Below are 22386 nucleotides of genomic sequence, written 5' to 3'. Positions count from 1 at the left end.
CTATAGGTATTATTATAGCTGAAAACGGGCGCGGTAACAACCCCTTTCCAAAAGCTTCCGATGCATTTATAGGATGCTCGACCATACTTTGACCGCGGTCAAGGCGATAAGGACAACAAGTCCGTAGCGAAGCACCTTCACATTGATCTTCGCGCTTACCCTGGACCCAAGAGGCGCCCCGATCAGACTGCCGATTACGGTGAATACCGTCGGCCATAAGGGGATGCCGCCACCGCCGATTTTGCCAATGACTCCGCCAATCGCCGATATGAAAACGATGGCCAGCGAAGAAGCAATCGTCGTCCGTGTAGGAATGCGAAGCACGGTCAGCATGATGGGAATGAGGATAAAGGCGCCACCAGCGCCCACGATGCCCGAGACAATACCGACTATAAAGGCTGACCCAATTGCGACCCCTTTATTAAAATGCAGTTCAGCGGCCGGTTGGTCATCCTTCCCTCTGGCAGGAATCAGCATCAGAATGACGGCCAGCACCGCAAGAATGCCATAAATGAGATTGATCATATCCCCATTAAGCATACCAGAGACAAATCCGCCGATCAGGCTGCCCGCCAGGATGCTACTCCCCATATAAACAACCAGCCCTTTGTGTACAACTCCAGCGGATCCCTTGTTGCTCTTCTTGCGGAAAGCGATCACGCCGGCCAGCGAAGCAAAAAAGACTTGGAACATACTGATCGAGGAAACCTCATGTGCCGAAAAATAAGCCGCGCCCAGCACCGCAGGCACGTAAAGCAACAACGGATAGTTGATGATGGCTCCGCCGATTCCCAACAAGCCGGAAAAGAAGGAACCCACCAATCCGAGTACGACCATGACGAGAAATAGCAGAATATCCACGTTTTTCTCCTTTCCAACCCGAATTTCGGAAACTATAAAAAACCTGTATACGAAACGGCTGATTATGCGTATAATAAATCCAAGTAAATTCATGTGAAATGAGTGATTAGCCATGATTACGATGTTGAAAAGCTTGTTTATCGATAAATGCCCCGTGTGTGCGGAGCGGCTGATTGCGGAAACCGACGCCGCCTGCTGCACCAAAGCCTGCCCGGATGGCCATTATAAAGAAGAGAGCTACTGCGCCCTCGGCGTGCGGGTTGTCTATGACGGGTTAAAATAAGCGAACACGCCTCGCGTGTTCGCTTATTTAATGGTGCTTATACCTTCTTCACGTAAAACTTGTAGACGCCGTTCTCTTCCTCGTGCTTGATCAGCTCATGCTTCGTTTGTTTGACCCACGCCTGAAAATCGTTCACGGAGCCTTTGTCCGTAGACAGCACTTCCATCACTTGCCCGACCTCCAACGTATCGAGCGCCTTCTTGGCCCGGACGATCGGCATTGGGCAGGCAAGCCCCTTCGTATCGACAACCAGATCTGCTTGCATCTTCTCTATTCCTCCCTTATTTATCGTGCACCGCGCATCGGTTCGGACCTATTTCCATTTCACGCTGTTCGTCTTCGCTAGGCGTTATTTTACCCATATTCGTCTGTCGGATTTCCTGGTAGGCGTTCGGCTGCGGCGGCAGGTTTTCCGTTACCGTCCGGCGGAACGTATCCTCCTCCCGGATGTTCAAGCCGGGGTTATTGCGGTATAGGTCCGTCAGACGGGCCATAACGCGTCCGCCCTCGCCCAGTTCGGTTACCTTGCCGAAGTGAGCCGGCAGCACAATCAGATCTCCGGACAGCTCCTTGTACCGGTTGTAGAGGGTGTTGCGAAGATCACTCACCCAGTCCTCGGCTTTGCCGGCCAGGTCGGGGCGTCCGATCGACTCGATGAACAGGATATCTCCCGTCAGCAGGTACTGCCCATCCACGATGAACGATGTGCTGCCGATCGTGTGACCTGGCGAGTAAATCGGCTGGATCTCAATTTTCGTCCCGCCTACGGTGATATCGCGGCCCTCTTCCAGCTTTTCATACGGGAATGTGACTTCACCGGCATCCTTCGGCGGCAGCCAGTAAACTGCGCCCGTTTGCTCCGCCAGCCTACGTCCGCCCGAAATGTGGTCGGCATGTAGGTGCGTGTCAAGCGTATGCTTGATCACCGCGCCTTGTTCTTTGGCAAACTGTTCAAACACATCGGTCATCCGCAGCGTATCGATGACGGCTGCTTCCCCGCTGGAAACGACCATGTAGGATAGGCAGCCTTTGCCGATCCGAACAAATTGGTACAGCGAGCCGCCGTCCTTCAGGTCGCCGATCTTGACCGGCTCCAAATGCTCGCTCCATGACTTCATGCCGCCTTCCAGGTAGTGCACGTTCGTCCGGCCGGCCTCGACGATCTGCTCCGCGATGAATTTGGACGAGCCTTCTTTCGCACACACGACAAGTACCTTTTTGCCGTCCGGAATCCGGTCCAGCGCTGCATCGACACCATCCAGCAGTTCGAAATACGGGATATTGATGATCTCAATACTTTCGCCTTCGATCTTCCAGTCGTTAAAGTCGCTTTCGTTGCGTACGTCCAGAATGAACAATTCTTCTTTAGCCAGGACGATTCGGTTGAGTTCCTTGGTTGTAGTCTTGTTTAGTTGTCCTGTTGTAACGCTCATCGTGCGGTTCCTCCTCTTGGTTTTAGAATGTCAGGGACACGTTCGCATCCTTCGCAAAATCCAGGAATGTTACGGCCCCGCCCACTTCAATGCCTTCGATAAAGTCCTCTTCTTTGAGATTCATGACATCCATCGTCATTTGGCAGGCGATGATCTTGACGCCCATCTCCTGCGCCATCTCGACGAGCTGCGGAATGGATGGAATGTTGGCGTTCTTGAAGCCTTCTGCAAAATGCTCGCGGCCGGCTGGCAACGGCAGCTGGTGATGAGCTTCCTTATGAATCAAGTTCAGTCCTTCAAAGGTGAAGAAAATGGCCACTTCCGCATCGGTGGCGGCAGAAGCCGTGGCAATGTTAAACACTTTGTAGGCGTCGAAGAGACCGCCGTTGCTTGCAATGATCGCAACTTTTGTACTCATAAAGGATCAGCCTCCATTTTTTCATGATTTTGTTCAACAGGTCCCGTCCATTCGGACATGCCTTGCTCGACGTTCTTTACATGCTTGAAGCCTTTCTCGGCAAGCAGCCGGCAGGCCATATCGCTCCGGTTGCCCGTTCGGCATACAACATGAATTTCGTCTTCCGGGGTCAGTTCACCCATGCGGCTTTCCAATTCGCCGAGCGGGATCGACTTCGCACCCGGGATGCGGTTAAAAGCATATTCGGCGGGCTCGCGGACGTCGAGCACCTTTACCTTCTCGCCGCTTGCCAGCTTCTTCTTCAGCTCCTCATTGGAGATGGTGTGCGGAAACTTCTTCGGCTCCTTTACTTCAGCGGCGGTCGACTTGCGAAGGTAATGCTTCAGCAAATCCCCTTCCTGAACCGTACCTAGATACTGATGACCAGTATTCTTGGCCCAGCCTTGAATATCCGCAATCGAGCCTTTATCCGTCGCCTGCACTTCGATAACCTGACCGGCCTGCAACTGGTCCATGGCCTTTTTGGTCCGTACGATCGGCATCGGACAAGCCAAGCCTTTACAGTCCAGCGTTTGATCTGCTTTGATCTCTGGCACAGAGCATCCTCCTTCAATGGTTGAGACTAATTGTTCACTTTCAGGACAAACCAATACGGGTTAGTCTGCCCAATAGGTATAGGCATTTATAAACTTAATATACATATACCCCTATGGGTATGATTATAGGTGGGGACAACTCGTTTGTCAACTTATCACCTCGGCCGATTTTAGTTCGCTCGTTCATTAAGCATTATAGATTACGCTTCACTATGTATCAGCAGTGGACTACTGGTACTCTAATCCTACTGGTTCATGGCTTTCCTGAAACTTGGTGTACATTTCGAAAACTGATTCCACTTTTAGCCGAGAATCACCATGTTTTTGCCGTAGACCTTAGAGGTTTCGGTGATTCAGACAATGGGCCTGGTAATTACAACAGCAAGACCTGCCGAAGACTTGCATCTTCTCATTAAAGAGCTTAATGTTGATCCAGTTCACCTCACAGGCCAGGACGTAAGCGGAGCAACCGTTCTTCGCCTCGCTGCTACCTACCCGGAGGACGTACTCAGCTTCACCGCGATCGACCTGGATTCGGCTTAGAGATGCTGGCTGACGTCACGCATGGGGGCACTTGGTACATCGGCGTTCTTGCCTTGCCACTCCGAATATTCCCGAGATGCTGCTCTCCGGCCGAGAACGTGAGTTTCTTGGACAATTTCGTATTCCCAACTATAAGCACGACACCAGAAGCAATCACAGAAGACGACATCGACGAGTTCGTTCGTACTTACTCCCGATCCAACGATTTGCGCGGAGCGATTGGCCTTTACCAGTCTATGCTTCAGGAGGGCGAAGACATTGCAGCTCTCGTCGCCGCCCGCAAACTGAGCATGCCCGCGCTGGTAATCGGAGCCGGAGGCGGTAAATTCACCTTCACAACAATGCGCCTGGTAAAGTGAAGTCCGGTCGGTCTCTCTTAAGGGCGTCGGTCTCTATGCCGCACTAGAGGCACCCGAGAAGGTGACAGATTGCACCTTCTCGAATTCTTTGACAGCTTAAATATTGCATCATTCAAATCGGAATATTCATTGTATTTCTTCAAACAAAATCATTCGATATTCATATTTCCCTATCGTTGTCAGGGATAATTCTTTAGCAAATAAACTCACAAAAGCCCGTTTACGCTTCGTTTCAACCGGAGTGTTGTCTACCCACTCCTATGGCCGCATGCTGTGAATACAGGCTGCTGTGAGCTTTTTATAAAATGCCCTTATTTATGATACGGTTCTAACGCATGTAGCCAGTTATAGATTTGTTACTGCGTTTTTGCGGGCATCAGCTTATCGTACTCGGTTCTTCTTTCGACGCTGCTCAGCCACGTATTATAAAATGATAAAAGCTACATCTGTAATGAGAATCCTTATCAACCACGGTTAACCATATATGTTCTTGTCGTCGGGTTTGGACAAGAACATATCTCGTTAAAACAGAAAAAGCCGCTGCCAAGCGGCTATTAAGCGTATATGTTCTTGTCGTCTTACACTTTTACATTTAGGACAGTTCAATTTACTCACCATCCTGTATCTTCTGTACCGAATAACCCTCTTTATAGACCATGTATCCGAACTTTTTCGCATCATATGCATTCCGATTTTATCCGTAATTCCTAGCAGTCAAATCAACCTTCTGCGCTTTACCACATACACGTGATACGGTTCAGCGTACCATCTATAGAGCGAAATGAAGAACACCCTGATTAGGTGTCCTTCACAGCGGGAGGGGTTAAAGCGACGAAACAGCCTTGGTAAATCTACAATCCCCGACGCGTGATGCTTAAAATGACAATTCAGATTTGAAATGAAACTCCTGTCAGTTTCTCACTCAGTTGCCAGAGCCGCTCGGCTGCTTGAATGTCCATCGCCCACGGGAATACGCCGGGTATGCCGGGCTCATGGATTCGTTCCTTGGGCACCGGCTGAGCAATGTCAACATTCTGACAATAAACGCCTCCCTTGCCGTCCAACTGCTTACTTACGGCACACCAGACAATCGTGGCCGCTCCTTCCGGAATCGTCTTGTGTTCTGACGTCATTTTAGTAATAGTACGCTGCCCCTGTTCGTCAAGCGCTCCCATGGCCTTCATCTCATCATCGGACAAGTGGCGAGACAGATCGGTCACAATGGTGCCGGGGTGAACCGAGAAAGCCCGTACATGGTGAGCGGCCCCCTTCTTATCCAACTCTAGAGCAAAGAGTGCAGTCGCTGTTTTCGATTGCCCGTATGCCTTCCATTTATCGTAGGGCTGGCTCAAAAAATTCAGATCTTCGAAGTTGATGCCACCCAATCGGTGTGCGCCTGAAGAAACAGAGACGACACGCGCCCCATTCGCACGTTCCAACGCCGGCCACAGTCTTGCCGTAAGCTGAAAGTGTCCCAAATGGTTTGTGGCGAACTGCAATTCGTACCCTCTACCATCGCGTTGCTCCGAAGTGGCCATAATACCGGCACAGTTGACCAAGATGTGCAGCGGACGCCCAGATCTTTCGAACGTGTGGGCAAACCGATCGATGGAGACGGGATCAGCCAGATCCAATTCCGCCAGTTCCACTCCCGGAATAGATGCTACAGCGGCTTCCGCCTTTTGCAGCGATCTCGCGGGGACGATAATGCGAGCGCCAGCCTTGGCAAGCACTCGGGAAACTTCAAGTCCGAGACCGGCATATCCGCCCGTGACAATTGCCGTTTTTCCATTCAAGTCGATATTGCCGATCACTTCCTCTGCAGTGGTACGCGGTCCGTAACCGGTATTGAGCGGCCACTGAGGTGTTCTTTCCCAATTTGCTTTATCCATCGCAAGGCACCTTCCTTTTCTTTCCCATCTTTAACTTCCTGACAATGTTCAAGCTTGAACTTCGTCAACTGAAGTGTTGTGTTCAGTTCGGTCAACTGGCACTCCATTGACGCACGAACTTCATCGAGCAATGCATAGCAAGAGTCTTCAACGCTTAAATCATAAAGCCTCCGTTAATATCGAGCGATGCACCGGTAATATAGCTTGCTTCCGGGCTGGATAAGAATACAACCAAGCTGGCGATGTCATCTGCGGTACCATAGCGGCCAAGAGCGATCACATTCTTTAATATGGAAGCCATAGGCCCTTCAGCTGGATTCATATCGGTATCAACCGGACCTGGCTGAATATTATTAACTGTTACCCCTTGCGGTGCTAGATCCCTAGCAAGACCGCGAGTCATAGCGGCCACTGCGGCTTTGGACATGCTATATAAACTCATTCCGGGAACACCGGTTACATCAGCATTTACACTGCCTATCGTAATGATTCTGTCACCACTCTGCATTTGGGGACCGGCTGCTTGAATGGCAGCAAAAACAGCTCTAACGTTAACAGCAACCGTGCGGTCGAACTCTTCCATAGTAAATTGGTCATATGGTTTAACATCAAGGATCCCTGCATTATTAACCAGTATATTTAAATGACCGAAAGTGTTAATCGCTTCGGCAACGGCTAACTTCACAGAGTCGGCATTTTCACTATTGGCTCTAATGGCCAGAGCTCTCCCACCCTCAGCCTCAATGCTCTTAACCAACTCATTAGCTTTCTCAGCAGAATTGGCATACGTGAACGCTACAGCCGCACCGTCTTTAACCAACTTTTTAACAATCGATGCCCCAATACCGCGAGAACCGCCTGTAACAAATGCCGTTTTTCCATTTAAAAAATTTTTATTCATGATATTTAGTCTCCTTTTAAGTGATTTACATTTGTTTTTTAAGGGAATGATCATTCCAAATTAGAACAAAAAAAATTATCTTAAAAAGTAAAGTGAGGTCTCTAAAATGGTATCCAATGTTTTTCGATCGGCATTCGCGGACGTGACGGTTATTCCATTCGCAACGTTTACAAGGTATTTAGAAAGATCACGTAAATTGGGATTGCCTTTTATTTCGCCATTGGCAATTCCGCGAGAAAGTAATTGAAAGAAAGCTCGTTCTCTTAAGTTATTATTCGTACTAACTCTTGCTCGAACTTCCGGATGCTCACTCCTTTCCAAGGATGCATAGATGAGTAAGCAAGTTCTATCCCGATTATGTTCAAACAACCTATTGAAAAACCTCAAAAGAACATCTTTACAAGTGCCCGGTTCATATAAGATGGAAGTAATATCGCTCGTTTTCTCGCCATAGCGATCCAGTGCCACTAAATACAAGTCTTCTTTACTTCGGAATGTTTGGTAGATACTGCTCCTATTTAAAGACAATGCACTAACCAAATCCTGCATGGACGTCCCCTCATAACCTTTTTCTCGAAAAACATCAATTGCCTTATCGATTATCTCTTCTATCTGAAATGTTTTTAGTCTGGACATTACTCATCACCCCCTCGTACGTATACTATCTGAATTTAGAAGCACAGTCAATGCTTTCGGAAACGATCATTCCAATTCAAGCGTATCAAACACGCTATTTCCTTCTCCTCCTTTAAGTTGAACGAATAGAAATTTTTTTATTCATCGATTCGGAACAACTCATCCTGTGTTCACGATACGATGTTCAGTCGTTGAAAAGTGGCCTTCTATTCATACAAAAAATATAAATTTGTTGATATACCCGTAAGTAGTAAAACCGCTCATTTCTGAGCGGTCGTGTACATACAAACCCATTTCAATGATTGGGATTCGAACTAAGTAAACCTGTTAATCGATGCACCCTGTCCATTCTTTCGATTGACATCACGGAATCTAGAATATCTGTCGCCCTCATAGCTGAGGATACACGAGTGAGGTTTTTATAAAACTTGTCCTGGATATCTTTTGAAGTGGCTGGCGATACGGGATGTCCTCGGAAGCCACGTTGGTATCTTTCATAGCCTCGGCCATCTTTCATAATAATTTCAACGTTCGCACTAAGGGCTGGATCACCTTCAGGGATCTGGATTGCATACGTCTCGATAAGATCTATGATAGAGAGAATATCAGGGTCCTCCCATCGGGATTGATCAAAATAATCATGTGGCGAATTTTGTCCGGAGATGAATTGTAGCCCAATACCGAATCCAAGGCTAAATTGTGCTGAGATTGCGTCAGTTGGACGGGTTATAGAAGCCCCGTGACCAATGGCGAAGCTGTCTAGTCCGATTCGGATTTTTTTAATACCTCGCCAATCGATGTCATTCTCCTCCCGTAGGTGCAAGACGGCTTCAAGTGGTGCATGCACCGTACCCACTCCTGGAAAGAATCGAAAAATGGTATCAAGAATATGCCAGTGATTCCATGCATCTTCAAGTCGCTGCGGTTCCTCGGTTCCACCAAAATTTTTAAAGATCCCCCGTTGTCCCTCAAATATTGTTGAGGGGCCGGTAAAGCCACTGCGAGCCAAAAGCGCAGCTTCCAATCCAGAACGAGATGCAGACCCGGCATGTAATCGTTTCACTTCTCCGCCACTTTGATCATATTCCATCGTTCCACCTGCATCACTAGCCGCGATGCCGAAAGCATGGGCTAGTTCAAATGGGGTAAGTTTGAGGATTTTGCCGGCTGCTGCTGCGGCACCAAATACCCCCATTACCTTTGATCCGTGCCATCCGACCGTCTGCATAGCTTGTCCCATTGCAGTACCAAGGATACACATGACCTGTACACCAGTCAATACTGCGGTAATGAGTTCTTTGCCTGAAGCATTCTCTCGTTCGGCTAAGGCCAGTGCGGCCGGAATAACGGCCGAACTGCTATGCCATGCAAGCATGTGTGCATCATCGTATTCACAACTGTGACCAAATGTGCCATTGACATACGCAGCCGTTGCGGCATTGGTGCGAACACTTCCTTGTGAAATTGTGCTTTCTGGTACGGCTTTGATCGAATCTGCAAGACGTCGGACAGGTTGGACATTAGGTAATGTTGAACCCATCAGTTGAACACCGAGTTGATCTAGAATTAACAGCTTTGTTCTCTCTATTACCTCCATGGGAAGATCTTCATATCGTAACGACTCCACCCACTTTGCCAGTCGTTGAGATATTGTGTGAACGTTCTCGGACGTGACTTTCATTTTGACATCATCCTTTTGTAATTTTTGATAAACTCCATTCGTAAAATCTTTGGGTATTCAGTGTTAAAAAGCATCCGGATTTCGTGCAAAAGAACGATCATTTTATTTACGGCAAAAAAAGAGACGGCTAAATCTATATCTCCCGGTGATGCTTGTGCTGCTTTATCTATTATCGTTTGATCATGAGAGGATCGAATTACAATTACCTATAGGTTGACAGGCGATTTCCATTTGCCACCGATATAGAGCTTTTCATAAGTATTCATATTGTTACTCCTTTATAAGTTATTGTGTATGATTCCATTTAAATCAGACAGGCGGTCGCTTTTTTTCGCCCCCTACGATATGTTGCTTTCTTGCCACTTCCATATATGACAGGCTCTTTGGAATATTCATTCCAACGATCACAGTATACCTCTATCCTCTTCTCTCGTCAATGGTTTTTGGAATAAACATTCCATTCATCTCTTTTTGTTATACGGGTTATGCATAATATAATTGCTAATTTCAAGAACTGTAGAAGCAGTAGAAAATTAACCTGGGATATGTATTCCGATAACTTAATATATAGAAATAACTTTTGTGTGGCTATCAAAGTTTTCTCTTTTGTTTAATTTTTTTTGCATATTGGAATTTATATTCCATTCGTCTATTATACCGTGTATAGTGAGATCACAACCCAAGTTAAAAGGCAATTACCTTACAGATACTCCTGTCTTTTTGACAATTATCTTGATTTCATACTAAATTATTAAGGTGTGGAATGTTATGGGTAAAAAGCAAGACATTATGACTGCCACACTTGATTTGATTCATGAGGAAGGGTTGCCATCGGTTACATTCGCCAAGTTGATCAAGCGGGCAAATGTTGGTTCAGGAACGATCTATAACTATTTTTCTAATAAAGAGGATTTGGTGAATGCTGTTTATAAAAATGCTCGTGGGTAAATGGGTGAATGGCTGCTGAGAGACTACGATCCAGGAGCTAGTTTTATGGAAGCTTTAAGCGATTCCAATTGAATCGGCTCCCATATGGACTTGAACTTCCTAAAGAATTTATGTTCATTAACCAAGCAGTCCTTGTATAATTTTTGTGATACAAAATATTTTAGGCTATAACCTTATCTAACCTTATAACCATAAAGAAAGATGCATGATTTATTTGTGCGCTTTCATATGGTTTTTTGTTGTATTGCCCTCTGCTCTCGAAACCACCACATTATAGAAGACCTAATTCCTCTATTCTCGATCCGTGAGCACAAATTAGAGGAACCAGGAACTATCTTCATCAGCGAGTCTCTAAAATCCCCACTTTCTCTGGTCGGTTATTAAAACAGCAGCTAATCGATTGGATTAGCTGCTGCGCTGAGCTTCAAACAAGGATGATGTTGTTGTTTCCAGATCCATTTCTGGGTTCATTTTGGCAGCAACTCATACTTTGAACGATCATGCATCTTTAATGAGTACTGAATAGGTGATTTATATGGAAGCTCGCGAACCAGTTCTTCCATTTTGCGCCCGGCTTAACGTATCGCTGGTCAATTTGACTTCAACATTTATTGCCGGATGGACTGTTCATGTAATTCCCCCGGTGGAATAACCACAAGTTCTTGTTCATAAACTCGTTTATTCAAAACAAATGTTTTCCGGATGGGTACCGGTCGCTATCCGATGCCTCCGTCATGCTTGCTCCAGCCAAACCTCCTTGAAGTCAACCCAGCCGAGCGGATTCAGGCAAACACCTCGTACGGTAGGATGCAAAAAGGTGCTCAGCTTCCGATGATGTAGAAAGATAACTGTTGCTTCATCCCGGATATGCTCTTCAATCTCCTTTAGGAACATGCGTCGCTGCTCGGTTGATTCGGCCGCCACTGCTGCATTGATCTGGCTGGTAATCCACGCCTTCCGTTCTCCATCAAAATAAGTCTGCATGATGTAATCAGGGTGTTCGTAAGCTTCGATCTCGCAAACCTCGTCATCCGCCAATATTAGGCACGTGACGGCAAAGTCCGAATCCTTCCATTGGTTGTAATCCATGATTTCGGTTTGAATCCCCCAACTGGCGAGCCGGTTTACGATCCACCTGCCGTCTTCATCATATTTTTCTGGGAATGCAAAACGAAGGACCTCCCCCTTATAACCTGACTCTTCGAGCGCCCTATGGACGCGTTCGGGCAATATAGACTCCACCATATGCGTACGGCTTGCCTCTGAGCGAAAGCCAAGAACAGGGAGCCCCCGCTCGCCTCCCAACTGGGCGACCATTTCTCCGGGATGAAGAATCATTCTAACCGCCCGACGAAACGCTTCCGATCGCTGCGGACCTTCACGCGAAACGTTCCAAGTCAGCAGGATATTACATTGGCCGAGCTTCTCAATGTGCTGCCAGGCATCTTCAGGAGCATCCCGATCCATCCGCATCGTATCCAAGCTGTGATAGACCTTAGCGATACCTTCCATTTCCGGACCACAGTCCTCCGGCATGATCACGATGTCCACGCCATCCAAATAGGGTCTGCCTAGGAAATAGGTGTCATACGCCGCCATCTTGATTCGTCCGGCTTTTTTTTCCACCCATCGAAACGGCCCTGTCCCGATGGGATGAGTCCAATAAGCCTCCTCTTCCATCCCCGCGAAACCGTACGGAAGAATGGAGGCAGCTGTAGAACTCATGAAACGGTCAAAGATCCGATTCGGCCGGCTCAGTCTCACACGGAGCGCGCGAGGACCAATCGTATCGACGCTTTTTACGCCGCTCATTAACCAGCTATTTGACTTCCCGTTCTGAAGCCGGTTGAGCGTAAATTGTACATCCTTGGAGGTCAGCTCCTGCCCGTTATGAAAACGAACGCCTTTACGCAGATAAAAAGTCCATTCCGTGGCACTAGAGTTGGGCGACCAAGTGTGAGCGATCATGGGAACGATTCGACCAAGTTGTTCGTCGAAATGGAGCAGCCTGTCAAAAATTTGCCGGGTCAAATGGGAATCAAACGAATTAAGCAACTTGGCGGGATCCAGTGTCTGCGGTGATTTGATCACTGGGAAGATCAGCATATCCTCGAGATCTCCATTTTCCCCTTTTTTGTAGCCAAAGTGGTTATCAAGCCACTCAAGAAATTTCGGCTTGGCAAGCGTTCCTATCCCATGCCCGCCGATCAGATCGAAAGCCCGCTTGTAATCTCCCTGCTCTAAATGGTTCTGGAGTAACTCGTTCAAGTACACTTCTTTGTCGACCTTAAAAACGATTCTAGAGTGGTTTCCCCTGCCCAGTCCGGGCAGCCATTCTATCAAATGATCACTTTCCAATTTCCTTAGAATCAGCTTGGCGTTGCGAGTGGTGCAATACATTGCATCCGCAAGCTCCTCCAACGTCACTTCCACAGGTAGCCCAAGCTCCGTGTTGCCACCAAAACATTCGTACAGCAGCAAATATCTATCTTCTAACAGCATGCCGGGTCCCCCCTAACCTTAATCTATACCAAAAAAGAGGAAGTCATTTTTTCGCAAGTATACACCTTCTATCCCCTTTTGAATAGACCATGACATCCCGTAATCGCCTCGATATGCTGGTACATCTCTATCCCATGCTTTATCAATTACGCTTATCGAATCTATATGTCGTCCGATTTTGTCAAGTTAAGAACCTATAATGAATAAAGGACGTTCTTTTCATTCCTTCTATGTCTTCAGAACATACCTCGACTCGATTACTAGTATTTAACTGACAATTACACTCAAATAATTGGTCGAATTATACCACTCATTTGGATAGAATTTGATTGGAAACAAATACAGGAAGCACCAATAAACGGCCTTGCGGCTATCTACAGGTGCTTCCTGTCGCTCTAGTCGATTACCAACAACATTACATTCTCTTGATGATGTCACAATATACTGTGAATTAATTCCGTCATCTGCCAGCTTGTTAAGATACTCTTTTCTATTGGAGTCATACTGTTCTTCACTTATGCAAGTGCTATTCCAAGTCCCCTGTGAAGAGTAGTCATAAGAGTATGCATTATTTCACTATCCTCATTGTATCTTCATTATTATTTAGAATACCATCCGTATTATCTCAACGCAGCATACTTATTGTTGATTTAAGGGCATAAGCAAACCGCCTATTTTGGATTGGAAGCATTTTTCAAAGGGCCTCATCGTTTTTCTTGGAGACGCGGGTTATGGCGCAACCCTAGGTGGTATTCATTATCTTCACGAAATAACCCATTGCCTTATATTTCCGGGAACTGAACAACATTTCATTATCCAGGCAAGCACATTTGTGGTTGATAATCCTTATCAACCACGGTTAACCATATATGTTCTTGTCGTCTTACACCCTCCCAAGACCTGAAACAATCACATTTATAATTGTCTCACTATCACGACCATCTGGTGATCTACTGTTCTGCATCGCAATTGCTTCCTCGGGTGATTTTGGTAGCTCACCGTCTAGTTTTTTTCAGAACATATCCTGCAGTGCCATCCACACCTATAGCACTGATTCATTCCGGTTCCATTTCTGGAGAAATATCATCTGCGCAGAACCGTATGTCTGTCCGTTTTTATTTTTAGGAAAGTTCATATTCTTAGCGCTTCGATGCGCTTCTACTCACAGATTTCGTAATACGCAGGCATCCTAGCTAGTCTCCCCTCACGACCGGACTTTCACTGGATAGAAGATGTGTGCTTAGCCGGGTACGCCATACAAAAAAGCCAAGGCGCCGGTCTCCGCGATTGAAGCGGAGATTGGCTCCTTGGTGCGAATCAGTTCATTACGATCTGCGCCTTTAACATGTCCGGGTCGCGCTGACCGGCCAGCAGTGCCGGAACCTCTTCTAGCGACAGCGTATGCGTGACGAGCGGTGCCAGCCGGATGCGACCTTCCTTCACCCAGCGAAAGGCGGGCAGGAACGTGTTGTTGATGGCCATCGATCCCAAGATGGTCCAATCGTTGTTGTATACGCTGAACGGGTTGATGCTGACCCGCGCGTCTTTGGCGGTCACGCCAAACTGGAGAAACTTGGCAGCGCGCCCCATATAATTGAAGGCTGACTCGATGACGGAGGGCACGCCGGTGACATCGACGACGACATCGAACCCTTGTGGATACGCCTTCCGCAGCTCATCTGCTTGTGCAGCGGAGTAGACGAGCGTGGCCCCCAACGCCTTCGCCATCTCCAGCTTGCTCGGCGAGAGGTCGACGGCCACCAGCTCCGACGCACCGAGATGGGCGACGGCCTGAATGATCTGCAATCCCATCGCGCCTGCACCGAACAGCAGCACCCGGTCGCCCGCCTGCACCTGGAGGCGGTTCATGCCGTGCACGACGCAGGCGAACGGTTCGATGAACGCGCCTTCCAGGAAGGTCATCTCGTCCGGCATGACGAACGCGTTACGGGCGGGAACCCGGACATACTCGGCCATCGACCCGTCCGTCGTATTGCCGAGCGCTCCCCATTGCTCACATTGATTGAAGCGGTTCGTCCGACAGTAGTCGCATTCGCCGCAGAACAGCGTCGGATCCACCGCCACCCGGTCGCCCGGCTTCAAATGCCGGACGTGGCTGCCGACCTCATGCACGATGCCGGAGAATTCGTGTCCGGGTATAATCGGATATGGCGACAGAAATTCTCCTTCGAAGATATGAAAATCCGTTCCGCAGATGCCGCATTGCTGAACTTTAACCGTAATATCGTCCGGTCCGGGGGCCGGATACGGCACCTGTTCGATCGAGGCCCGGTGCGGGGCGTGAATGACGAGAGCTTTCATCATGTTCGGCATAAATTTACCACTCCTGTAGTTGTTGATAATGGCGGCCGCTTCTTAGAAGCGAAGAAGAAGAGACGGTCCGCGGCGCTTTGGATACGGGATTGGTCTCCTGGCCTTGCATCCGGATAGCAGCCGCGATAATGAGCAGCGCTCCCGTAATAAAGAATACGTAATGTATGCGCTCGCCCGCTCGAATCCTCCGAAGTATTGCAGCAGCTCACCGCTGACAATGGAACCGAAGGCGGCGTCAGCCAATCGCCGAGAAATTGTTGCCGAGCGCAGTGGCGGTCTTGTCATCGGCGCCACATCCGCCGTTGTGGCCAGCAAGGTGGAGAATGCTAACACCGTCACGCCCGTACAGCGGTTGAGCCAGAAAGAGCACCAGCACGGAAGAGGTGCGAAGGGAACGACGCACAGCATGACCACGCTTTGCCAGATGCCAGCCATAACGATAACTCAGCGACGTCCCTTACGGTCGGATAACTTGCACCCAGTCTTTTCAGAATGCCTTCTCGCCCGTACCGGTAAGGGAAGCCCCTCAGACCGCTGCGGTCGATGTGCTCGTAGGCTTCGTCTGCAACTCCTTCACTATTCATTTATCATTGTCAATATGAATCCGGAAGTCGGGTAAATCACTGCCGTGACCTCCCGCACGCTGAGATTCCAAGTCCAAAGCTCATGTTCTCAAGCTGGAATCCCGAATAACCAACTGCGGATGAAGCTTGACGGCTCGCTCTTTCAGGGGAATGCCGCGGATGCGGCTCATGAGAATCTGGGCGGCTTTACGGCCGATTTCCTCCTGCATCAAAGAGACGGAGGTCAGCTTGGGATGTACACGTGACGCGAGATCAAGATTATCCATACCTACCACGGCAATATCTTCTGGAATGCTGAGGCCGGCTTCCTCACAAGCCTTCATGACGCCAATGGCCATCAAGTCATTCGTTACGACGACGGCATCTGGACGACCCGGACCTTGCAGCCATGTCCTGGCCGTCATATAGCCGCCGCTTTCCGTATAATCCGATTCGGCGATTAATCGGGGCACCACCGGGATGTTGGCGTTCAGCATCGCGTCCCGGAACCCGCAAAAGCGCTCATGCCCCGTCTGTTCACTCAGTTTGCCGCCAACGAAGGCTATGTTTCGCATGCCCTGTTCGATCAAATGCTCCGTGCTTAGTTTTATTCCTTCGTAGGTGTCCACGTAAACATAATCGAACTGGTCCTCTCCCTCCGGAGAGACGTATTTGTTCGTCAGAACGACGGGCGACTGCAGCGCATTGATGGCGCTGATGTTCTCTTCGCCAAAATGGAACGACACCATAATCATGCCGTCTGCCACATTCTCCTTCAAGTTCTGAATAGCCTTCAGCTCTTCCTTCAGGCTGTGCTTCGTATAGAACAAAATCATCAGGTAATCATGCTCTTCCAGCACCTGATTGATTCCGTTGATCATATCGAAATAAAAGGGATTGCAAATATCGGGAACTGCAAAAATGACCTTATTCGTCTGCCTCATTTTGAGCATCTTCGCCGCATTGTCCGGCGCATAGTTCAGTTCTTTGGCCGCAGCGATAATTTTGCTCTTCGTCTTGGCCCCGCAGTACCCTCTTCCCGATAACGCTCTTGATACCGTGGACGGTGAAACACCGACTCGTTCGGCAATATGGTAAATCGTATGCTTATCCATCTTATCCTCCGTACGACTAGAAACCTTCCGGCGAGCAGGGAGCTCATGAATTCACACTATCACCTTATAGGCTGGTTATCAACACAAGCTAACCATATTTTACCTAAAACTGCCTCGTGTATCTTCAAATCTCATCATGATATCGTTCCTTCAACACACCGCTAAGATGGCTCTTGATACGCATATAGGCTTCCGCGGCAGCTCCATTGCCCCAATCATAGATCGTAAACGTGCCCATGCCGAGCCCTTCCGCATTTGTCTCTCCCCCATGTCCGTAGTTCTCCATCAGGAAGCCGTAATCTTTTTCATTAAAAAATGGGTAGACCTTCTCCCATTGAATCCGGGTCCGGCTGTTTTCGGGACAATACATCATGACGAAGGATGCCCGGAGGGCTGCTATTCCACGTTCAATATACTCGGTGAGGTCAAGCTCCAATCCATACAGCAGGATCAGTTCAGCAAACAGGCTTTGGCGCGCATCATTCCATTCTCCGTCGCAATTCATGACGCCGAATCCTCCGAGCGCCTCCACATAGATATAAGGCGGCTGCCATGAGGCCTGCGTCATCAGCAGCTCATCCAGACAGCGCTGTCCGCCGTCCAAATACCGCTTGTCCCGGGTTGATTGGTAGCAGGAATAAAGTGCCTCTGCCGTCCAGTACATCGAGAAATTGCACTGCTTATACATATTGTTCCGCACCACTTTATTGCCGGGCAAATCCTTTTGCCCGTAAGAGCAACAGGACCAATAAGTCTCGAAATCCTCCCAGCGGCCGGCGGGTACGATCTCCGACAATACGACTTCCATTGCGCTTAAAGCGGCATCTTTGTATTTCGGATCCGGAACGATCTCATACATCTTAAGCAAAAAAGTAACCGACAGCGAAGTTTCCGGCGATTCAGCCAATGATGAGACCGGTTCAAGCGTCCGCTGATCGAGCCAGGCGGGGAAATAGCCTTTCGAATCTTGCAGAGACAGCAGCGCATCGGCATACCGAATGGCGTATTCGACGAGCCTCTCATCCGGCTCCAGTTCGTCATACCAGCGCAACATAAGCAGCGCAGTCCAGCTCATGTCCAGCACGTGGTAAGGCGCATCGGCAATGGAGCCCCAGGGAAACAGCGGGTTGCGGTTGGAATTTCCCCAAAAGGAAGCATCCCAGCTCCCCGACCGGTTAACCTCCTGCCCCTCGACCATAACCCGCCTCATCTCTGTGGCGATGACAGCCGGGAAGAAGCCGCCGCGCTGCGGAGCAGCCAGCGCCAGCTCCTTCGTCAAGAGCGCCTTCCGTACAAGCTCCGGATCTCCCTGCTCCTGCCCGTATCGGTATAATCCCTGCGCGGAGCGCAGAGAGCTGAACCAGGCTTGATTCCAGATCGACCTGCTTTCCCGTTCGCTGGGTATTCCAGGATAATTCGGACTTTGGCTGACGTCTACGATAAATACGGGTGCGCCCACCATGCGTCCGTCCAGTTCAAATTGCTGCCACACCTCGTCTTTCCAATGGTGAAAAGCCCACTGATACGTATGCCGGACATAATTTGGCAGCGGAGCAACCTTGGGCGCTCCTTCGCGAAATTGCGGTCCGCCCCATTTTCGCCACATCCATTCAAGTGCAGGGCGCCATGGATTCATGGCGATATTCTCATCCTCAAACATCATCAAATAGAAGCCGACCGATACGTATCCCGGCGGATAGGATGCCCCTGGGGCCTTTTCGAACAGAACATGTCCGTCGACGCGGGTATTTCCCATACCAAGCACAAGCCGGTTGTTCGGAGCATCCAGATCCATGTACCACCTGACGGGTGGTTCCTGTGACAGCAAATCCAGATCGGGAACCAATATTAACGTGAGGCTCCCTTCCTGAGCGATCAGGGCAGGAGATCGGAAACAGTGCTGATCCATCTTGTGACGGTCCGTAGGCGCCAGATGGGGGGCCCAGTGGAAATCCGGCCGGAATGCCGGAACCAGCCACATCTGCCAGTCATCCTGTCTCACTTCTTCAACCAGCTTAAATGTCAGCTTGCAGTGATACGTATGTTCATCCAGTGGACGGCTATTCACTTCCGGAGCATGATGTCCCAGTGAATCAAATCCGCTGCTCTTGATAAATCGCTCGGGAAAATCAATCATGTCTTCTCCTCCTGCTCAGTCATATTCAATCAGAATGATCATTCCTCTATTCCACCGGCTACCGCTTTAAGGACATAACCATCCCCGCATGGAAATATAACTATGACAACTCCAGCAGGATAACGCTATGGGAAGGGATACGAAGCTCCGTTTCATCGACTCCTGTAAAGGAACAATGGAAGGGCTCTTCCTCTTTACCCTGCATGAACAGCCGCCCGGATGCCCCGGATTTCCCGTAGTCATTCGGCTTGAGACGGATAAGAATCGACTGTTCCTCTTCCGTCACATTCGCAAAAAATAACCCGACGCTTTCCCCGTCGTAATCCCAAGCCGAATGAACGACCGATTCGACGAGCAGCTCGCCCGAATTGTTATATTCAGCGGAATCCTTGCCGTGATTGTAATGGAACCAATCCATGCGCGCCTCTGAACATTCAAACGGGATCGGCCGAAGCATCCGTCCGTAAGCCCAATACTTATTGGCAGCCCCGGTTCGCAGCTTGGCATACAGCGACAGGTAGCCGGCCCGTTCGTCCGAAAATGCGTAGCCTCTAGGCTCAAATGGATAGTAGTGATCATCGGGAGCATTCTCCGCTCCCCCGAGTGATTCCATCGGACTGTATTCATAGTTCAGCTCATATAACCCTCCCCATAGATAGGTTCGCGCAACCGTATAATAGTAAAGCGAGCCGATTTCCTCCGTCAGCTTCCCCCAACCATCTAGCCGCAGCGCGCCATATTCATGGTATACATAGGTAAACATCGGAATAAGCGAGGCATCTCCTGTTTTTAGCAATTCACGGATGGGCCATCCTTCCAGTGGAGCCGCAGGCTGTCCCCCGGCACGCGCCTGGTAATAGTCGATCAAATCCAGCATCGTCTCATTCATCATCTCGGTACCCATCGGTACATACCGCCCTGCAGCCTCGATCATGGCGGCTTTGGTGTCGGCGTAGTTGCGCCGGTAGGCGTCTTCGATTGCCTTGCCTGCGCCCACCGGATGGCCATGGGTATCGTCCATGCAAATTTTCATAATATTGTTCGCGGATATATCGTAATAAATCGAGTCGACCCGATCGCATTGCTGCAGCTCCCTATCTCTCCTGACGTGAAAATCATGGGTGTAGGGATGCGCCGGGCACAGAAACGGAAAACGGTACTTGTCGATGCTTTTTTTCTCATCGGGGAATTTCTGAGCGGCCTCCTTCCCGAGCGGGCCGTCCGCTCCTTCGAAATTGTACAAATAATCAAATTCGAAGGGGGCAAATTTATCGCCATGCTCCTTCATCAGGGCAACATTATCCCCATGAAACCGGGTCGGAAACCAATCGTTGAACCCGCCGGGAACGCCCTTGTAGAAGGTCTGCGGCGCGTTCGTCCAGTCCGGTCCGAGAATATGAAACATCGGTGTTCCGATGCGGTCATGATAAACCTGCAGCCAGGGTGTTCTATCAGACCCGGCATTGATGCCAAAGGTTGCGGCGCCCATCTCCTCATGCAGCCAGCCGCTTCCGTCTATTTTCGCACGGTCTAACAGCTTGCCGCGGGAGCACCATTTCTGGCGAACCGCCCAGCGTTTGTACCGATCTGCGGCCTCGTACCAGCCGCTTCCAGCAAGGAGAGCCACCTGAACGGTGTAGCCCGGTTCGATTCCTTTCCCTGCGCCCATGTCCTCGCAGCCGTGGATAAACGAGGCTTCCAGCTGGCCGCTATCATTCTTGTAGAAGTTAAGCCATTTCGGATGGCCTTCCCCATCCTCAGCCGCAAAGTACAGGCCCCCCTTGTCATTGCCGTAATACGCAAAAAACTGCATCGCTGCCCCGGAGAAGCTCTCCGGGTACGGCATGAACCGAAAGCCGGTCCCTCCCACTTCAAAATGCTTCATCGGGTTCTGCACTTCGAATCCCGTGGCAAACGGGTGCGCGACAAAATCCTGCTCACCGTCCACCGTGATGGCCGTCAAATCTGGAATGACCGGATACTCCAGGCTGAGCAGTCTCTCCCCGAAGCCGTTGACCGCGGAACAACGAAATTCGATGAAATCATTTTCGCCTTGAAGCGATACAGTGGCATTGACGATGACCCTCTCTGAAGTATGCCAGCTTAATTGCAGCATCTGATTGCCGCCACCGGTTTGCTCCATGCTCCATTCGAATCGTTCGAACGCGCTGCTGAAGCCGGCATCCTTCTCCAGGCGGAACGGAGTGGCGGCGGATGAATGTGCGATAAAGTCGATGTTTTTGCGAACGTCACGCAAACGTTGAAGCGTTCCATCGGCTTCACCCCATTCGAGCCGAATCCGGCTGTTCTCCAGTACAATCATGACCATCATCCTCCATGGTTTCTATTATTTCAAACCGGAAATCTTGATGCCCGAAATAATGTGCTTTTGGAAAAACAGGAATAGGATAATCGTCGGCAGACATGACAATGCCGAACCAGCCATCAGCATGCCCATCTCGGTTGACCTCTCGGACCGGAAGGTGTACAAGTACTGCATGATTTGGAACAGATCGGGATTGGTAACCGTCATCGTCGGCCATACGAAGGAGTTCCAGTAAGCCAGGTAGGAACCGATGCCCACGATAACAAACACGGGAAACGACATCGGGATGAAGATATGCGTGAAAATCCGGATCCGCCCGGCTCCGTCGATCAGCGCCGCCTCCTCCAGGGCGAGGGGAATATTCAAGTAAAACTGGCGTACAAAGAACATGTGGCCGGCCGAGGCCACGCCGGGCAGAACGAGCACGGCCAAGGTATCGAGCATGCCCATTTTATTGACCACGATAAAGGAAGTCAGCAAAATAGCCATGCCGGGAATGAACATCGTTATGATGACGTACACCCACAGGAACGCCTTCAAGCGGAATTCGAGTCTCGCAAACACATAAGCCGCCAGGCTGTTCACGATCAGGCTAAGCACGGCAAACAGCACGGCGCCGCCGAAGGTGACCGCCATCGACTTCAGGAATGCCGGATCGCCCAATATATCCGTGTAATTCTGAACCATCCATTTCTTCGGGAAAAACCGGAATGGCGTGGCAAGAACCTCCGCTTTCTCTTTAAACCCGGCAATAATGACCCAGAGCAGCGGAAACAAAGCCATCACGGTAATCAAGCCGGTAATTAGCGTGAGCACCGTCTTTTGAACCCAATTCATCGTATTCATGAGTATCCTCCC

Annotated in this window: 19 protein-coding genes; 4 read left to right on the top strand and 15 right to left on the bottom strand. The window is 49.4% G+C overall.

Going from position 1 to position 22386, the window contains the following annotated elements:
• Positions 1 to 66: 66 nt before the first annotated feature.
• Positions 67 to 861, bottom strand: coding sequence for a sulfite exporter TauE/SafE family protein (locus FHS19_RS15815; RefSeq protein ID WP_183582715.1), 795 nt, complete (start codon positions 859 to 861; stop codon positions 67 to 69).
• A gap of 112 nt (positions 862 to 973) precedes the next feature.
• Here FHS19_RS15815 and FHS19_RS15810 point away from each other — a divergent pair, with 112 nt between their 5' ends.
• Positions 974 to 1144 (top strand): hypothetical protein, encoded by a 171-nt coding sequence (locus tag FHS19_RS15810; RefSeq protein WP_183582714.1) that lies wholly within the window; start codon positions 974 to 976, stop codon positions 1142 to 1144.
• A 37-nt stretch (positions 1145 to 1181) separates the two neighbouring features.
• Here the strand turns inward: FHS19_RS15810 and FHS19_RS15805 are convergent, their stop codons facing one another.
• From FHS19_RS15805 to FHS19_RS15790, 4 genes are read right to left on the bottom strand one after another with little or no spacing between them, the layout of a single operon-like run.
• Positions 1182 to 1409 carry a sulfurtransferase TusA family protein gene (locus tag FHS19_RS15805; protein ID WP_183582713.1) on the bottom strand — a complete coding sequence of 76 codons (228 nt, stop codon included), beginning with the start codon at positions 1407 to 1409 and terminating at the stop codon, positions 1182 to 1184.
• Positions 1410 to 1425: 16 nt separating this feature from the next.
• Positions 1426 to 2577, bottom strand: coding sequence for an MBL fold metallo-hydrolase (locus tag FHS19_RS15800; protein WP_183582712.1), 1152 nt, complete (start codon positions 2575 to 2577; stop codon positions 1426 to 1428).
• Positions 2578 to 2599: 22 nt separating this feature from the next.
• Entirely contained in the window at positions 2600 to 2995 is a 396-nt protein-coding gene (locus tag FHS19_RS15795; RefSeq protein ID WP_183582711.1) for a DsrE/DsrF/DrsH-like family protein, read from the bottom strand.
• Complete coding sequence (locus FHS19_RS15790) at positions 2992 to 3591, bottom strand: sulfurtransferase TusA family protein (protein ID WP_183582710.1); 600 nt, start codon at positions 3589 to 3591, stop codon at positions 2992 to 2994. The genes FHS19_RS15795 and FHS19_RS15790 overlap by 4 nt, the downstream gene beginning before the upstream one ends.
• Positions 3592 to 3704: 113 nt before the next feature.
• Here FHS19_RS15790 and FHS19_RS35675 point away from each other — a divergent pair, with 113 nt between their 5' ends.
• Together FHS19_RS35675 and FHS19_RS34580 are read left to right on the top strand one after the other, a co-directional pair.
• Positions 3705 to 4007 carry an alpha/beta fold hydrolase gene (locus tag FHS19_RS35675; RefSeq protein WP_376771884.1) on the top strand — a complete coding sequence of 101 codons (303 nt, stop codon included), beginning with the start codon at positions 3705 to 3707 and terminating at the stop codon, positions 4005 to 4007.
• A gap of 234 nt (positions 4008 to 4241) precedes the next feature.
• Entirely contained in the window at positions 4242 to 4493 is a 252-nt protein-coding gene (locus FHS19_RS34580) for a hypothetical protein (protein ID WP_204797531.1), read from the top strand.
• An 887-nt stretch (positions 4494 to 5380) separates the two neighbouring features.
• Here FHS19_RS34580 and FHS19_RS15780 read toward each other — a convergent pair.
• From FHS19_RS15780 to FHS19_RS15765, 4 genes are all read right to left on the bottom strand, one after another.
• Positions 5381 to 6385, bottom strand: a complete 1005-nt coding sequence (locus FHS19_RS15780; protein WP_183582709.1) for an oxidoreductase — start codon at positions 6383 to 6385, stop codon at positions 5381 to 5383.
• A 154-nt stretch (positions 6386 to 6539) separates the two neighbouring features.
• Positions 6540 to 7286, bottom strand: coding sequence for a 3-oxoacyl-ACP reductase family protein (locus FHS19_RS15775; protein WP_183582708.1), 747 nt, complete (start codon positions 7284 to 7286; stop codon positions 6540 to 6542).
• Positions 7287 to 7361: 75 nt separating this feature from the next.
• The gene (locus FHS19_RS15770; RefSeq protein ID WP_183582707.1) at positions 7362 to 7922 is read right to left on the bottom strand and encodes a TetR/AcrR family transcriptional regulator; all 561 of its coding nucleotides are present in this window, start codon (positions 7920 to 7922) and stop codon (positions 7362 to 7364) included.
• A gap of 295 nt (positions 7923 to 8217) precedes the next feature.
• Positions 8218 to 9603, bottom strand: a complete 1386-nt coding sequence (locus FHS19_RS15765) for an MmgE/PrpD family protein (RefSeq protein ID WP_183582706.1) — start codon at positions 9601 to 9603, stop codon at positions 8218 to 8220.
• A 768-nt stretch (positions 9604 to 10371) separates the two neighbouring features.
• Here FHS19_RS15765 and FHS19_RS15760 point away from each other — a divergent pair.
• Positions 10372 to 10551: a TetR/AcrR family transcriptional regulator gene (locus tag FHS19_RS15760; protein ID WP_183582705.1), complete on the top strand. Its 180-nt coding sequence runs from the start codon at positions 10372 to 10374 to the stop codon at positions 10549 to 10551.
• Positions 10552 to 11283: 732 nt separating this feature from the next.
• Here FHS19_RS15760 and FHS19_RS15755 read toward each other — a convergent pair.
• The 6 genes from FHS19_RS15755 to FHS19_RS15730 all read right to left on the bottom strand — a co-directional run bounded on the left by FHS19_RS15755 (position 11284) and on the right by FHS19_RS15730 (position 22374).
• Entirely contained in the window at positions 11284 to 13032 is a 1749-nt protein-coding gene (locus tag FHS19_RS15755; RefSeq protein ID WP_183582704.1) for an SgrR family transcriptional regulator, read from the bottom strand.
• Between the two features lie 1338 nt (positions 13033 to 14370).
• A complete protein-coding gene (locus FHS19_RS15750; RefSeq protein ID WP_246426579.1) occupies positions 14371 to 15387 on the bottom strand; it encodes a zinc-dependent alcohol dehydrogenase family protein in 1017 nt (338 codons plus the stop codon).
• Positions 15388 to 16051: 664 nt separating this feature from the next.
• On the bottom strand, positions 16052 to 17065 hold the full coding sequence (locus FHS19_RS15745; RefSeq protein ID WP_183582703.1) for a LacI family DNA-binding transcriptional regulator: 1014 nt from the start codon (positions 17063 to 17065) through the stop codon (positions 16052 to 16054).
• A 124-nt stretch (positions 17066 to 17189) separates the two neighbouring features.
• Positions 17190 to 19202 (bottom strand): hypothetical protein, encoded by a 2013-nt coding sequence (locus tag FHS19_RS15740; protein WP_183582702.1) that lies wholly within the window; start codon positions 19200 to 19202, stop codon positions 17190 to 17192.
• Positions 19203 to 19302: 100 nt separating this feature from the next.
• The gene (locus tag FHS19_RS15735; protein ID WP_183582701.1) at positions 19303 to 21525 is read right to left on the bottom strand and encodes a DUF6259 domain-containing protein; all 2223 of its coding nucleotides are present in this window, start codon (positions 21523 to 21525) and stop codon (positions 19303 to 19305) included.
• A gap of 24 nt (positions 21526 to 21549) precedes the next feature.
• Positions 21550 to 22374: a carbohydrate ABC transporter permease gene (locus FHS19_RS15730; protein ID WP_183582700.1), complete on the bottom strand. Its 825-nt coding sequence runs from the start codon at positions 22372 to 22374 to the stop codon at positions 21550 to 21552.
• Positions 22375 to 22386 lie beyond the last annotated feature (12 nt).

This window comes from Paenibacillus rhizosphaerae (genome assembly GCF_014192015.1).
GTDB lineage: Bacteria > Bacillota > Bacilli > Paenibacillales > Paenibacillaceae > Paenibacillus_AQ > Paenibacillus_AQ rhizosphaerae.
The sequence above is the reverse complement of the archived record's forward strand: the minus strand, read 5'-3'. Positions and strand labels throughout refer to the sequence as shown.

What these genes read in the sequence shown, in the direction of transcription:
- FHS19_RS15795 (WP_183582711.1), bottom strand. Translation starts at nt 2,995, where the DNA reads ATGAGTACAAAAGTTGCGATCATTGCAAGCAACGGCGGTCTCTTCGAC.
- FHS19_RS15810 (WP_183582714.1), top strand. Translation starts at nt 974, where the DNA reads ATGATTACGATGTTGAAAAGCTTGTTTATCGATAAATGCCCCGTGTGT.
- FHS19_RS15750 (WP_246426579.1), bottom strand. Translation starts at nt 15,387, where the DNA reads ATGCCGAACATGATGAAAGCTCTCGTCATTCACGCCCCGCACCGGGCC.
- FHS19_RS15780 (WP_183582709.1), bottom strand. Translation starts at nt 6,385, where the DNA reads ATGGATAAAGCAAATTGGGAAAGAACACCTCAGTGGCCGCTCAATACC.
- FHS19_RS15730 (WP_183582700.1), bottom strand. Translation starts at nt 22,374, where the DNA reads ATGAATACGATGAATTGGGTTCAAAAGACGGTGCTCACGCTAATTACC.
- FHS19_RS15745 (WP_183582703.1), bottom strand. Translation starts at nt 17,065, where the DNA reads ATGGATAAGCATACGATTTACCATATTGCCGAACGAGTCGGTGTTTCA.
- FHS19_RS15800 (WP_183582712.1), bottom strand. Translation starts at nt 2,577, where the DNA reads ATGAGCGTTACAACAGGACAACTAAACAAGACTACAACCAAGGAACTC.
- FHS19_RS15735 (WP_183582701.1), bottom strand. Translation starts at nt 21,525, where the DNA reads ATGATTGTACTGGAGAACAGCCGGATTCGGCTCGAATGGGGTGAAGCC.
- FHS19_RS15805 (WP_183582713.1), bottom strand. Translation starts at nt 1,409, where the DNA reads ATGCAAGCAGATCTGGTTGTCGATACGAAGGGGCTTGCCTGCCCAATG.
- FHS19_RS15770 (WP_183582707.1), bottom strand. Translation starts at nt 7,922, where the DNA reads ATGTCCAGACTAAAAACATTTCAGATAGAAGAGATAATCGATAAGGCA.
- FHS19_RS15765 (WP_183582706.1), bottom strand. Translation starts at nt 9,603, where the DNA reads ATGAAAGTCACGTCCGAGAACGTTCACACAATATCTCAACGACTGGCA.
- FHS19_RS15775 (WP_183582708.1), bottom strand. Translation starts at nt 7,286, where the DNA reads ATGAATAAAAATTTTTTAAATGGAAAAACGGCATTTGTTACAGGCGGT.
- FHS19_RS15740 (WP_183582702.1), bottom strand. Translation starts at nt 19,202, where the DNA reads ATGATTGATTTTCCCGAGCGATTTATCAAGAGCAGCGGATTTGATTCA.
- FHS19_RS15760 (WP_183582705.1), top strand. Translation starts at nt 10,372, where the DNA reads ATGGGTAAAAAGCAAGACATTATGACTGCCACACTTGATTTGATTCAT.
- FHS19_RS35675 (WP_376771884.1), top strand. Translation starts at nt 3,705, where the DNA reads ATGGGTATGATTATAGGTGGGGACAACTCGTTTGTCAACTTATCACCT.